The sequence below is a fragment of the Paraburkholderia saeva genome (assembly GCF_907164555.1).
Lineage (GTDB): Bacteria > Pseudomonadota > Gammaproteobacteria > Burkholderiales > Burkholderiaceae > Paraburkholderia > Paraburkholderia saeva.
In genome coordinates, this window is record NZ_CAJQZC010000017.1 from 26,202 (window position 1) to 38,689 (window position 12,488).

Below are 12,488 nucleotides of genomic sequence, written 5' to 3' on the forward strand. Positions count from 1 at the left end.
ACATTCATCTGAACAGATCGTCAAAAACCGCCATATTGTGAGGCCCCGCGTACAAAAGCTGTCGGTATTAATCGTTCTCCTGACGTGTCCGGGCCCAATGTGTGCATTAGGTGACAACGGCGATTGACGTTGGCGCGGAAACGACACATATTGCATTCAGGCGACCCCCGAAATGCTTTCGGTACGTCCGCTGACCCGTGCATGTGTACCGTGAATCACGCAGATGCTGCGGTTCGCCTGACAGCGATCCGTAACGTGCCGCTTTAAGGGCACCGCGAATAACTGGTGGGTTCAACGCATGTCCACCCAGACGAGTCCCGGCCAGACTTTCCCGACGCCATGCAAACGGTGCGGCGGCGCACTGTATCCGCCTGACGAAACATGTCCGTGGTGCGGCGCGAGTCACGCTGTCGCCTACGGCATACGCCTGAAGGCGGCTTCGCATGCGCAGGACCACGCGTCGATGTCACCGGACATGGCGCCGCCAGGCATGCCCGCCGACATCGCGCAGCCCGCCGGACACGCGCAGCCGCTCATGCTGCCCGACACGCCGATTCCTCCTCTCGATATGCCCGAACCCGTCTGGCGCAGCGTGGGCCGCTGGATTCTGAGCAAGGGGCTCGTGCTGACGTTCTTTCTTTTCGCGCTCGGCTACGCGGGATACACGCTCTTTAGCGAACACAAGTCCGATACGGTTGCCGACGAACCCGCCACCAGCACCACGAGCGGCAGTATCCAGCCGTATCAGGGACCGTCGACCGCGCGGCCGTCGCAAAGCGTGACTTCGGCCGCGCCCGTTGCGCCCGCCATTGCGCCGCCGCCGGCCGCGCCCGCGACACCCGCGGCACCCGTCGCGCAGGCGCCATCGACACGGCGCCAGACAGCCGCTACTTCGTCCGCGATACCGCCGATTCCAACGCTGCCGCCATTGCCTGGCACGGGCGCGGCGCCCACCGCCCCCGTCGTGGTCACGCCGGCAGTCCCGCCGTTGCCCGTGCGCACGCTCACGCGACATCGCGATCTGCCCGAAAGCCTGCAGGCGGCGCGTGCGGGCCTCGCGACAAACGACCTGGCGGGCGCGCAGGCGGCGCTTTCCGAAGCGCTCGCCGCGCAGCCCGACAACGCCGACGCACGGCTCATGCAGCAGGATCTGCTTGCCCGCCTGCTCAAGCGCGACGCGTTTGTACGCGCGGCGAATGCCTGCGTGCAGGACCAGTTGTGGAGTTGCGTCCGGCACAACGCATCCGATGCGCTGAAGGTCGATGCATCCAGCTCCGGCGCGAAGGCGCTCCTCGAACGCTCGATCCGCGAAGCGGGCTGGAACGCGCCCGCGCTGCCGACGGCGCGCGGCGGTGCGCAGGCCACTGCGCCCGGTGCGGCGGTTGCTGCTGCGGCGCCCCCCGCACGCGCACCGCGCGCACCCGTTACGCGACGCGCACCGGCCGCCGCGGCACCGGCAAAGGTGCCCGCACCCGCGACCGCCATGGCCACGCCGCCCGCGCCTGCCGCACCGGCCATGGCGCCCACACCCGCGCCCACGGTCTCCGCGTTGCCGGCGCCCGCATCGCCAGCGCCTGCAGCGACACCGGCAACCGATGCGGGCAGCGTCGACGCACGAGAACGCGCGATCCGCGAAACGGGCTGGAGTCATCCGGCGACGGGCGGCGCGGCGGCGGCCGCGGCGGCCGCGGCGGCCTCGTCGGCACATTGACGCATGCGTTGACGCGATCACGCGATGACACAGGACACCTTGCACCTCAACCAGCATGCACAGGCCAGGACACCACGCTGACGAAATAACGGACCTGATTCGACGCTACGCGTGACACTGCGCGAGTGTCAGTTACAACCACACACAAAAGGTGGAGACCATGTTCAAGATCATTCTGGCGGGATGCGTCGGACTGGCGCTGGCGTCGTCGGCGGCGTTCGCGGACAACGCGCACTACAAGATCGTCACAGGACCGGAACGCGGCACGTACATCCAGATCGGCGCCGATCTCGCGAAATGGGTCGCGCCGCAGGCGGGCATCGACCTCGAAGTGATGCCGTCCAAAGGCTCGGCTGAAAACGTGCAGCGCATGCGTTTCGAAGCCGGCGTGAAACTCGCGCTCGTGCAGTCGGATGTGTATCAGGCATACGTCGACATGGCCAATAGCGGCAACGCCGATGCAGGTACGACCATCCGTCCGCTGCGTCTCATCATGCCGCTCTATGACGAAGAAATTTATTTCGTCGTGCGCGCCGATTCGCCGCTGAAGAACATTAACGACATCAAGAACCAGAACATGAGCGTCGGGCTGATCGGCAGCGGCACCGCTCAATCCGCAACGACGCTGTACCGGCTGATGTTCGGCACGGCGATTCCCGATCAGTACGCACAGCATCTGTCGAATGAAGATGCGCTAGCCGCACTGATCGTGAAGAAGATCGATGTCGCGATTGTCGTCGCGGGGCAGCCGGCCAAGCTCTTCACCGACATGAACCCCGAACTGCTGCAGCAGATCCGCGTGCTCAAGGTCGATCCGGCCGCGCCCGAAACGGCGCGCGCGAAACAGACGTATTTTCCCGCGACGATCCGTCAGTCGAGCTATCCGAGCTGGCTGAAGGAGGACGTGCAGACGCTCACGGTGAAAGCGTTCCTTGTCACCTACGACTACAACCTGCGCGACACGGTTGGCAATCTCAACCGCTTCGCGGATTCGCTGTGCACGAATTTCGACAATCTCCAGGAACACGGCCATCCGAAGTGGAAGCAGGTGAAGATGGAACTGCCGAATCTCGGCAAGGGATGGAAGTACTATCCGCCGGTGGAAAAGCGCCTGCGCGCGTGTCTCGCGCACAAGACCGCGGTAGCGGCGACGAACAACGCAGCTCCGGCAACGACGGATGATCCGGCGAAGTCGCCGAAGCGCCCGTGTACCGACCAGGAGCGCCTGCTGCTCCTCTGCGGAAAGCAGTAACCCGTCATGGACGATGCCCGCGTGGGCATCGCCCGCCTCGCCATCGCGTCACGTATCGCGTGACGCCTGTTCCATGGCACGCTGCAATGCTTCATAGACTCTCGGCCGCGTGCACTGCGAGGCGTTGAAGCGCAGAAATCCCGTCGCCGAATGCGATGCGCTGAACACGTTGCCCGGCGCGAACACGACGTTCTCCGCCAGCGCGTGACGCGCAACCTGTGCGGCATCGAGCGCATCGGGCAACTGCGCCCAGATGAACATGCCGCCGCGTGGCCGCGTCCAGATGGAGAGGCCTGCCTGCGTGAGACGCCGCGCGGTGTCGCCCATTGCATCGGCGAGCCGTGTGCGCATGGTTTCGAGATGGCGCCGGTACGTTCCGTCCACCAGCAGACGATGCACGACGCCCGCCGCGAGTTCGCCGTTGCCGAACGACGTCGCGAGCTTCAGGTCGATGAGCGGCTCGATCCAGTCGCCGCGCGCCGCGATATATCCGCAGCGCACAGCCGCCGACAGCGTCTTCGAATAGCTGCCGATCGACACGACGCGCGCAAGGCCGTCGAATGCGGCAAGACGCGGTGCGGGTTCATCTTCGAAGTCGGCAAAGATATCGTCTTCGACGATCAGGAGATCGTGCTCGCCCGCGAGCTTGAGCAGACGATGCGCGATGGCCGGGGCGAGCGTCGCGCCGGTCGGGTTGTGGATCGCGGAGTTCGTCACGTAAAGCCGCGGACGATGCCTGACGAGCGCCTGCTCGAACTGCGCGAGATCGGGCCCCGACGACGTGTACGGCACGCTCACCATCTGCACCCGGTGCGCACGCAGCAGCGCCTGAAAATTGAAGTAGCACGGATCGTCGATCAATACCGTATCGCCCGGTTCGAGCAGAAAGCGGCACACGAGATCGAGCGCATGCGTGCCGCCGTCGGTCAGCACGATCTGCTCGGGTGGCGCGTCGACACCATTTTGCGACAGCCGCCATGCGATCTGCTGGCGCAGCGCAGGCAGGCCGCGCGGCGACGCGTATTCGACGAGTGGCCCGTTCACATCACGTGCGACGGCTCGCAGCGCGCGACGCACGCCCTCTTCCGGCATCCACGCCGATGGCATCCAGCCACAGCCCGGACGCAGCGCCTTTGCATCGCTTTCGAGCGACTGACGGGTGAGCCACAGCGGATCGACATCGCGATCGCGCGGCGGTCCGATATCCGCGAGCGCGAACGGCGGCGCATGTCCCGAAACGAAAAAGCCCGAGCCGCGCCGCGACACGATCGCGCCTTCTGCAACGAGCCGGTCATACGCATCGACGACCGTCGATTTCGACACGCCGAGGGTGTCGGTCATCGCGCGAATCGACGGCACACGGGCGCCCGGCATCAGCGCACGATTCGCAATGCGCTCGCGCAACGTGTTCATGACGAGCGCGACGCGCGTCCCGGCGGCTGCCGAATTGATCCTGTCATCTTCTGCCATCTGTACTGCCCCTTGATCGGTACAGTTTGTCCGAATTGTACTGATCCGTAGCTTACTCTTCCTCGTGCAACGGAGGATGCTCGATGTTTTTCATGCCGCATTGGACACTCCACATGACAAAGACAGGCAACGGCTGGCTTAGCGGGTTCGCTGGTGTACTTATCTTCAGTGGCTCGCTGCCCGCGACACGCATCGCCATCCAGGGGCTCGATCCTTTCTTTCTGACAGTCGCGCGCGCGTCGATTGCCGGCACGCTCGCGCTGGCGTTACTCCTGCTGTTTCGCCAGACCCGCCCTGTCCGGGCGGACCTGCTGCCGCTATTCGTGGTCATGATCGGCGTGGTGGTGGGTTTTCCGCTTCTGACCGCGCTTGCGCTTGAGCACATCACCGCTGCGCATGCCGTCGTGTTTATCGGGCTGCTGCCGCTTTCGACGGCGATCTTTGGCGTGCTGCGCGGCGGCGAGCGGCCGCAGCCCGCGTTCTGGCTTTTTTCGGCGATCGGGAGTGCGTCGGTCGTGGCATTCGCGATGCGTAACGGCGTAGCGGCGTCACCGCTCGGCGACGCGTTGATGGTGGCCGCGATCGTCGTGTGCGGTCTGGGCTACGCGGAAGGCGCGCGACTCTCGCGTCATCTTGGCGGCTGGCAGGTGATTTCGTGGGCGCTCGTGCTTGCGTTACCGGTGATGCTGCCGCTCACGTGGTGGGCATGGCCCGCAACGTTTGCGGACGTGAGCCCCGCGGCGTTCTGCGGGCTTGCCTATGTGTCGCTCTTCAGCATGCTGATCGGCTTCGTGTTCTGGTATCGCGGGCTCGCGCTGGGCGGCATCGCAGGCGTCGGACAGTTGCAACTCCTGCAGCCGTTCTTCGGGCTCCTGCTCGCCGCGCTGCTGCTGCACGAACAGGTGCCGCCTGCGATGATCGCAGTGACGGTCGTTGTGGTTGCGTGCGTCGGCGGTGCGCGACGCTTCGCGAAGAGCGCGCCGGTGCCGCAGCGCGCGGCCTGACTGCAGCGCGCGCACGGAAACCCTTGCGGTATGCTGTCGCCCTCGCTTTTAACGGAGGGCTCATGAAGCTTTCGAAATCCCTGACATTCGCCGCGCTTGCGCTTGCCGCAGTATCCGTTACCGCGCAGGCGCAAACATCACAGACGTACCGCTTCGGCGAAGGCCAGACCACCGTGCAGCCGGGCAACACGCATCCGGCTGCGCAGCCTCAACCCGCGCCGCAGGGCGCTAACCCCGCACCGAAGACGCCGAAAAAGCACAAGTCAAAGCATCGGCACTACACGCGTCGCTCGCCGGATCAGGACATGTATTCGCATACCTGAAGCGCTTCGCCGGACGCCAGTGACGCGGCGCCGGCGGTCCCGCCTGGCAACGCGGCCGGGACGTTACGCCCGCTCACTTTTTCTTCGATGACTTGCGCGCCGGCCGGTGCGTGTCGGGACGCCGGAAAACCTCATCGGCGATTTTCTTCTGCGCATCGGGCATGCTGTCATAGAGCGGCTGGAACGCCGCGAGCAGCGTCTTGTTGCCATCGGCGTGCGCCTGCGCGATGTCGCCCCACGACTTCAGGTTTTCAACCGCGGTTTCGCTCGCGAAGTGGTTATGACGCGCTTCGAAAAGATCGTGCATCGTGCGCGCGTTGTCCCGCATCGAGTCGGCTACCTTCGACCATTGCGCCTCCTGGTCCGGCGTGATCTTCAACGCTGAATGGAGTTCGCTGATGTGTTCCTCGACGTGACTGTCGCGCGCGGACGACTGTCCGGCGACCGCGCCCGAGGCCACCTTGGGACTGGCCGCACCTGCCGGCGATGGAGCCGTTGTCTGCGCGCCGACGTTCATTGCAAGCGCAAGTACCGCTAATGCGAGGACAGATTTCATGCATCCTGCTGAAGGCGCTGATCGAGCGTTGTGAAGCGGGACCGTGGCGGCAGATGATCGCCGTCATCGCCGATGGCGGTAGCGGCGGCTCGATGTCGCTGCACGGCAGTCTCGGCTTCGAGCTGACTGGCACGCTCAGGGCCGTCGGCTTCAAGCACGGACGGTGGCTCGATACGACGCTCATGCAACGCACGCTCGGCAAGGGCGCCGACGCGCCTCCGCTGGACGCCGGCGGCAAGCATTGAACGTGGACGTCTCATGCGTGAAAGAAGACGCTGAAACCACGGTACATCGCGTTCTTTTAGCTGCCGCTGCTGTATGAGGTCGTCTGTTACGCCAGTGCAGTTCATCGTGCCACTACGCGATGGCTACGTCGGGCCGGCGCTTTTGCTCGCGCCTGAGCGCTGCCTGGGCCGAGGCACCGTTCACGAGGACATCGACGCTGGCCACCGGGTCGTGCTGCGCGACCCTGCCGCGATTGCAGCGCGTATCGACCGCTTCGCCGCGCAACACCACGTTCAGCGATCAGGCAACGGCAGGCGTTTGAAGAGCGATGGATAGTCGATGACGAGACCGTCTTCGTCGATCGTCATGTTCGCGGAGAAATTCCGGAAGATACCTTCGTAGCGATACTCGCGATCGGGTTCGATACACGTGTACGCCTGCTCGACGCGGCTGACCGCGAGATCGGGCGTCGAGATATACGCCACGGAAATCGGTCGACGTGCGCCCTTCGCAAGTTTCAGCCGGCGAATGGGCAGCGTATTTGTGAAGGGCGTGGCCGCGATGTCGATGTCGACACAGCCTTCGATTGCGTCCAGTGTGCGGCCATTACCGTCGCGCCAGTGGCCCGCGCCATCGCCGAGCAATTCGAGTTCGTCGCCGCCCGCGATCTTCAGCCGCGCGTGCGTCGCGCGCCATTGCAGGTCGCACGTCACGCTGTAGAACAGGCCGTACGGGCGTCCATAACGCTGCCCGACCAAAGCGCTCTCGACACGAAACCCGTCACTGCGCGCATCGAACGCGAGATGCTCGATGCCGTCTCCTTCTTCCGATGTCCAGCGGACTTCACGCATTTCGATGCCTCCTGTGGTTCGATTTCGGCAACTGAGCTGCAAATAGCCACTATCAACGCCGGGACATGCCGCTCGTGGCACGTCTCGCCTATGCTCGCGGTTTCAGTCTGCCAATTGCGCCGGTACGTCGCGCGCGATTGTTTCTCATCCCGTATGCACGCAACGACCACCCCGACCTCATTCGCCGCGTTACGCACGCTGCTGCGCAGTCTCGGGCAGATCGTCCTGCAACGGAACGCAGCGACGGGCGCCTGCGTACTCGCGGCGCTTGTCATCTGCGATCCGCGGCTCGCCTGCGCAGCGCTCATCGGTGCGGTCAGCGCGAACGTCAGCGCCGTGCTGGCGGGCCATGACGAGCAGGATACACGTGGCGGCCTGCACGGCTTCAACGGCGCACTCGCCGCGCTGGCTGCGTTCACGTTCATCGCCGACAATGCGACCGCTATCGCCATCGCGATCCTCGCCGCGACCGCCACCGCATGGATGCTTGATCCATGGTCGCGCCTTCTGCGACGGTTTCGGCTCAGCGGCTATTCCAGCCCCTGCCTGCTCGTGACGTGGGCGTGGCTCGCACTGGCCGGATCTGCCACCCACACGGACACGCATCACGTCGCCAGTACAGCGAACGCGGTTTCGTCAATGGACGTACTGCATGGTGTTCTCGCTGGCGTTGCACAGACGACGTTCGCTGGAGGCGTGTTACCTGGTGTACTGGTCATCGCAGGGATTGCAGCCTCATCGCGGCGGCATGCCTGCTGGGCACTCGCTGGCGCCGCGCTCGCAACGGGCGCTCACCTGCTGAGCTGGGCGCCGCTCTCTTCACTCGATACCGGTCTGCTGGGTTTCAACGGCGCGCTCACGGCGCTCGCAGTAGCGGACTGCGGTGCTGCGGAAACGCTCGCGGCCATCGCGTTATCAGTGCTGCTGCAACAGCTTGCAGGCCACCTCGGCTGGACCGCCATGACCGCGCCGTTTGTCCTCTCCGCGTGGTGTGCACACGCGCTTGCCCGCCTCAAAACCCGTCGCAGCAGAACCTCACGCTTCACCGTGAGTTAGCGCAACGGCCCGCGCGTAACGAGCGCGGTCGATTGCCGCATGTGCCCCTGCGACAGCGCGCCGCAGCGCACAAATCCACTGCCCCAAAACTCCAATACCGATCAAGGGCTTATCTCGATAACGTCCGTGCACGCTGCCCTGCGCGCGTCGCCGCAGGCCATCCTGCGTCGCAGCAAATCCCTGCGCATTCGCCTACGCTTGCGGCCATCTGCACATCGCAGTGCGTTTCGACAGCGGTCGATGCGCGTAGTCTGATATCCGCAACCCGCCCATGAACACTGCACTCACGGCATTCGACCTCGCCCGTCTACAGTTCGCATTCACGATTTCCTTTCACATCATCTTTCCCGCGCTCAGCATCGGGCTCGCCAGTTTCATCGCCGTGCTGGAATGGCGCTGGCTCAAGACCGGCAAGGCGTACTACAAAGACCTTTGTCTCTTCTGGTCGAAGATCTTTGCGGTGGCCTTCGGTATGGGCGTCGTCTCCGGCGTCGTGATGAGCTACGAGTTCGGCACGAACTGGTCCGGTTTCTCCAGTTTCGCGGGCCCCGTCACCGGCCCGCTCCTGATGTACGAAGTGATGACCGCGTTCTTCCTCGAAGCGGGCTTCCTCGGCATCATGCTGTTCGGCTGGCAGCGCGTCGGCCCGCGCGCGCACTTCGGCGCAACGCTGATGGTCGCGCTCGGCACACTGATCTCGACGTTCTGGATTCTCGCGTCCAATAGCTGGATGCAGACGCCGCAAGGCTTCGAAGTCGTCAATGGCCAGGTCGTGCCGCTCGACTGGTTCAAGATCATCTTCAACCCGTCGTTCCCGTACCGGCTCGCGCATATGGCTATTGCCGCGTTCATCGTCGGCGCGCTCGTCGTCGCGGCCGTGGGCGCGTGGCATCTGCTGAAGGGCCGGCGCGATGCGGCGATCAAAAAGATGTTCTCGATGGCCCTCTGGATGCTGCTGGTTCTTGCGCCGGTGCAAGCGTTCGTCGGCGACCAGCACGGCATCAACACGCGCGAATACCAGCCTGCGAAGATCGCCGCGATCGAAGGCCTGTGGGACACGGAAAAAGGCGGCACCGCGCTCAACCTCTTCGGCCTGCCCGACATGCAGGCGGAGACCACGCGCTACGCGGTATCGATTCCGCACCTTGGCAGCCTGATCCTCACGCATAGCTGGGACGGCGAGATTCGGGGACTGAAAAGCTTCCCGCGCGAGGACCGGCCGAATTCGACGGTCGTGTTCTGGAGTTTTCGCGTGATGGTGGGGCTCGGTGTGCTGATGATCCTGATGTCGCTTGTCGCGTGGGTATTGCGACGCGGCGATCGCCTCTATGAATCGAAGTGGTTCCTGCGCTTTGTCGTCGCGATGGGGCCGACGGGTTTCATCACGCTGCTCGCGGGCTGGATCACGACCGAAGTCGGACGCCAGCCTTGGGTGGTCTACGGCGTGATGCGTACCGTGCAGGCGGTTTCCCCCCTGACTGCGCAGCAGGTCGGCATCTCGCTGATGGCGTTCGTGGTCGTCTATTTTCTCGTGTTCGGCACCGGCGTCTACTACATGCTGAAGCTGATGCGCAACGGCCCGACGCCGCCGGGCCATACGCCTGACGTCCTGCCCGGCAACTCACCCGACCACACCGCGCGCCGGCCGCTCTCCGCCGCCGACGCAATGATCGACGCTGCATAAAACCCCTGTAATTCAAGGCTAAAACGAAATGGACGTTACCGTAGTGTGGGCCGGGATCATCGCACTGGGCCTCTTCATGTATGTCGTACTGGATGGCTTCGATCTCGGCATCGGCATTGTGTTTCCGTTCTTCCCCGACGAAAAGGAACGCGACCTGATGATGAACACCGTCGCGCCTGTGTGGGACGGCAACGAAACGTGGCTCGTGCTCGGCGGCGCCGGTCTCTTCGCGGTGTTTCCGGTGGTCTACTCGACGGTGCTTTCCGCGCTCTATCTGCCGCTCGTGTTCATGCTGGCGTGCCTGATCTTTCGCGGCGTGTCGTTTGAAATACGCTCGAAGGCGAATCGCACGAAGCATCTGTGGGACCTCGCGTTCATTGGCGGCTCGGCGGGCGCGGCGTTTTTTCAGGGTGTCGTGCTTGGTGCGTTCCTGCAGGGCATTCCGGTGGTGGACGGCAGCTTCGCGGGCGATGCGTTCGGCTGGCTCACACCGTTCAGTCTGCTGACGGGGCTCGGGCTTGTCGTCACCTACGCGCTGCTCGGCTGCTGCTGGCTCGTCGCGAAGACCGAAGGCGATCTGCAACGGCGCCTGCATCGCGTCGTCTGGCCGCTCACCGTCGTGCTGCTTGGTTTCATCGCCGTGGTCAGTCTGTGGACGCCGCTGCAGGACCCGTCGATCGCCACGCGCTGGTTCCATGACGGCCTCTTTTATCGCCTGCTGCCGGTACCGTTTCTTGTTGCAATCTGCGCGGTCTTCATGCGTCGCGCCGTGCGCGAGCGTCATCACAACACGCCGTTCGCGCTCGCGCTCGGGCTCGTGCTGCTCGGCTATGCCGGGCTGCTGGTAAGCCTGTGGCCGTACGCGATTCCGTCGAGCATGACGCTCTGGGAAGCCGCCGCGCCGCGTTCGAGCCAGGTGTTTACGCTCGTTGGCGCCGCGGTCATCCTGCCCGTCATCCTCGCGTACACGACGATGGGTTACTGGGTGTTTCGCGGCAAGGTTCGCCACGGCGACGCCCACTATCACTGATCACGCGAAACCGCCGCCGACTATCTGCGACAAATCCGTAACCGCAACACACGTTGCACACACTATCGCTAACCCTATGCGCCTCACCGCCCTAACCCGTTTCCGCGCACGCGAGCAGAGCACCGCACGCTTGCGTTTGCCAGGCTGGCTCTGGTTTGTGCTGCTGTGGGGCTGCGGCGTTGCGGCGGCCGTGTCGCTGGGTTTCGTGTTCCGGATCTTCATGAACGCGACGCTCTTCGCGGTCACACGATAACGCCGCAAAACGGGCGACAAACCTCACAGGAAACGCCCCTTTGAAGCGCGCTGCATATTCTGCAATGCCAGGCGTGGAACGGTTCAAAATCGCTTCAATCCACTCGTCTACCTGGTAAGCCATGCAAGGATGTCTGCGTGGCCTGTTGTGTTCGTTGCAAGCGGTTCACACTTGCCCACGACGCAACGAGGCGACACAGGGAGAAGACGGTCGCATCGGCTCGCCGCATCGGGCAGAATAACCATACTGCGGCGCTGACCGGTTCCGCCCGTCAGACAACAACAGCAGTAAAACAAACCGGCAGGGCCCACACGCGGAGACATCATGAAGTTTCTTGTGGCCGACGACCATGAACTGATCCGCCAGGGCGTCAAAGGCCTGCTGCGCGGACTCGATCCCGATGCCCAGTTCGACGAGGCCGATACGTGGGAGACGCTCGCCGCCGCCGCGCGGCCCGACGCCAATCATGACCTCGCGATTGTCGATCTGCACATGCCTGGCATGGAGGGAGCGGGATCGCTGGAAATTCTGCTCAAGGCGAATCCGGCGTTGCCGGTCGTCGTACTTTCCGCTGAAGAATCGCCCGACGAAATGCGTGCCGTGCTCGCGGCCGGCGCACTCGGCTTCGTGCCGAAGCGTCAACCCGCGAGCGTGATGCTGAAGGCGATCGAACTGGTGCTGTCCGGTGGCGCCTATGTGCCGATGGAAGCGCTCAGTCTGCTCGGCACGCGCGACGCGGCCGGCGCGGCAGCCGCAGGTTCGTCTGCGGGCACCGAAGCGGGTGTCGCCGTCGCGACGCCCGTCCTCGAAACCGTGCCGCCCGCGCATCAGTTGCAGCCGCATCAGCGGCATCTGCTGGAAAACCTGTCGCCGCGCCAGCAGGACATCATGCGGCTCGTACATCGTGGCTGGACCAACAAGATGATCGCGCGCGAGCTGGGTGTCGCGGAAGGAACCGTCAAGGTGCATCTGTCGGTGATTTTCCGGGCGCTGGGCGTGCACAACCGGTCCACCGCGATCGCCGTGATCAACGGGTGGCTCGAAGCCGGCAAGACGCTATAACGCCGTTAGCC

12 protein-coding genes and 1 pseudogene are annotated in these 12,488 nt (G+C 64.3%); 10 read left to right on the forward strand and 3 right to left on the reverse strand.

Going from position 1 to position 12,488, the window contains the following annotated elements; genetic code table 11:
* The first annotated feature begins 298 nt into the window (after window positions 1-298).
* A complete protein-coding gene (locus LPA36_RS28170; RefSeq protein ID WP_228883793.1) occupies window positions 299-1,711 on the forward strand; it encodes a tetratricopeptide repeat protein in 1,413 nt (470 codons plus the stop codon).
* 160 nt (window positions 1,712-1,871) lie between these two features.
* Window positions 1,872-2,963 carry a TAXI family TRAP transporter solute-binding subunit gene (locus LPA36_RS28175; protein ID WP_228883794.1) on the forward strand — a complete coding sequence of 364 codons (1,092 nt, stop codon included), beginning with the start codon at window positions 1,872-1,874 and terminating at the stop codon, window positions 2,961-2,963.
* Window positions 2,964-3,011: 48 nt separating this feature from the next.
* Here LPA36_RS28175 and LPA36_RS28180 read toward each other — a convergent pair whose 3' ends face one another.
* Window positions 3,012-4,433 carry an aminotransferase-like domain-containing protein gene (locus LPA36_RS28180; protein WP_228883795.1) on the reverse strand — a complete coding sequence of 474 codons (1,422 nt, stop codon included), beginning with the start codon at window positions 4,431-4,433 and terminating at the stop codon, window positions 3,012-3,014.
* A gap of 113 nt (window positions 4,434-4,546) precedes the next feature.
* On the opposite strand from LPA36_RS28180, the gene LPA36_RS28185 reads away from it, so the two are divergent.
* Window positions 4,547-5,437 (forward strand): DMT family transporter, encoded by an 891-nt coding sequence (locus LPA36_RS28185; RefSeq protein WP_228883796.1) that lies wholly within the window; start codon window positions 4,547-4,549, stop codon window positions 5,435-5,437.
* A gap of 62 nt (window positions 5,438-5,499) precedes the next feature.
* Entirely contained in the window at window positions 5,500-5,760 is a 261-nt protein-coding gene (locus LPA36_RS28190; RefSeq protein ID WP_228883797.1) for a hypothetical protein, read from the forward strand.
* Between the two features lie 73 nt (window positions 5,761-5,833).
* Here LPA36_RS28190 and LPA36_RS28195 read toward each other — a convergent pair whose 3' ends face one another.
* Window positions 5,834-6,316, reverse strand: a complete 483-nt coding sequence (locus LPA36_RS28195) for a Spy/CpxP family protein refolding chaperone (RefSeq protein ID WP_228938786.1) — start codon at window positions 6,314-6,316, stop codon at window positions 5,834-5,836.
* Between the two features lie 5 nt (window positions 6,317-6,321).
* Between LPA36_RS28195 and LPA36_RS28200 the strand changes: the two are divergent.
* Window positions 6,322-6,561, forward strand: a pseudogene (locus LPA36_RS28200) (N-acetyltransferase family protein); the annotation flags it as partial.
* 273 nt (window positions 6,562-6,834) lie between these two features.
* Here LPA36_RS28200 and LPA36_RS28205 read toward each other — a convergent pair.
* A complete protein-coding gene (locus LPA36_RS28205; RefSeq protein WP_228883798.1) occupies window positions 6,835-7,392 on the reverse strand; it encodes a putative glycolipid-binding domain-containing protein in 558 nt (185 codons plus the stop codon).
* A gap of 153 nt (window positions 7,393-7,545) precedes the next feature.
* Here LPA36_RS28205 and LPA36_RS28210 point away from each other — a divergent pair, with 153 nt between their 5' ends.
* From LPA36_RS28210 to LPA36_RS28230, 5 genes are all read left to right on the forward strand, one after another.
* On the forward strand, window positions 7,546-8,448 hold the full coding sequence (locus LPA36_RS28210) for an urea transporter (RefSeq protein WP_228883799.1): 903 nt from the start codon (window positions 7,546-7,548) through the stop codon (window positions 8,446-8,448).
* A gap of 271 nt (window positions 8,449-8,719) precedes the next feature.
* On the forward strand, window positions 8,720-10,132 hold the full coding sequence (locus tag LPA36_RS28215; protein ID WP_228883800.1) for a cytochrome ubiquinol oxidase subunit I: 1,413 nt from the start codon (window positions 8,720-8,722) through the stop codon (window positions 10,130-10,132).
* A gap of 28 nt (window positions 10,133-10,160) precedes the next feature.
* The gene (gene cydB / locus LPA36_RS28220; RefSeq protein WP_228883801.1) at window positions 10,161-11,162 is read left to right on the forward strand and encodes a cytochrome d ubiquinol oxidase subunit II; all 1,002 of its coding nucleotides are present in this window, start codon (window positions 10,161-10,163) and stop codon (window positions 11,160-11,162) included.
* Window positions 11,163-11,238: 76 nt separating this feature from the next.
* Window positions 11,239-11,415, forward strand: coding sequence for a hypothetical protein (locus LPA36_RS28225; RefSeq protein WP_228883802.1), 177 nt, complete (start codon window positions 11,239-11,241; stop codon window positions 11,413-11,415).
* Window positions 11,416-11,739: 324 nt separating this feature from the next.
* Window positions 11,740-12,477, forward strand: coding sequence for a response regulator transcription factor (locus LPA36_RS28230; RefSeq protein ID WP_228883803.1), 738 nt, complete (start codon window positions 11,740-11,742; stop codon window positions 12,475-12,477).
* The last annotated feature ends 11 nt before the right edge of the window (window positions 12,478-12,488 follow it).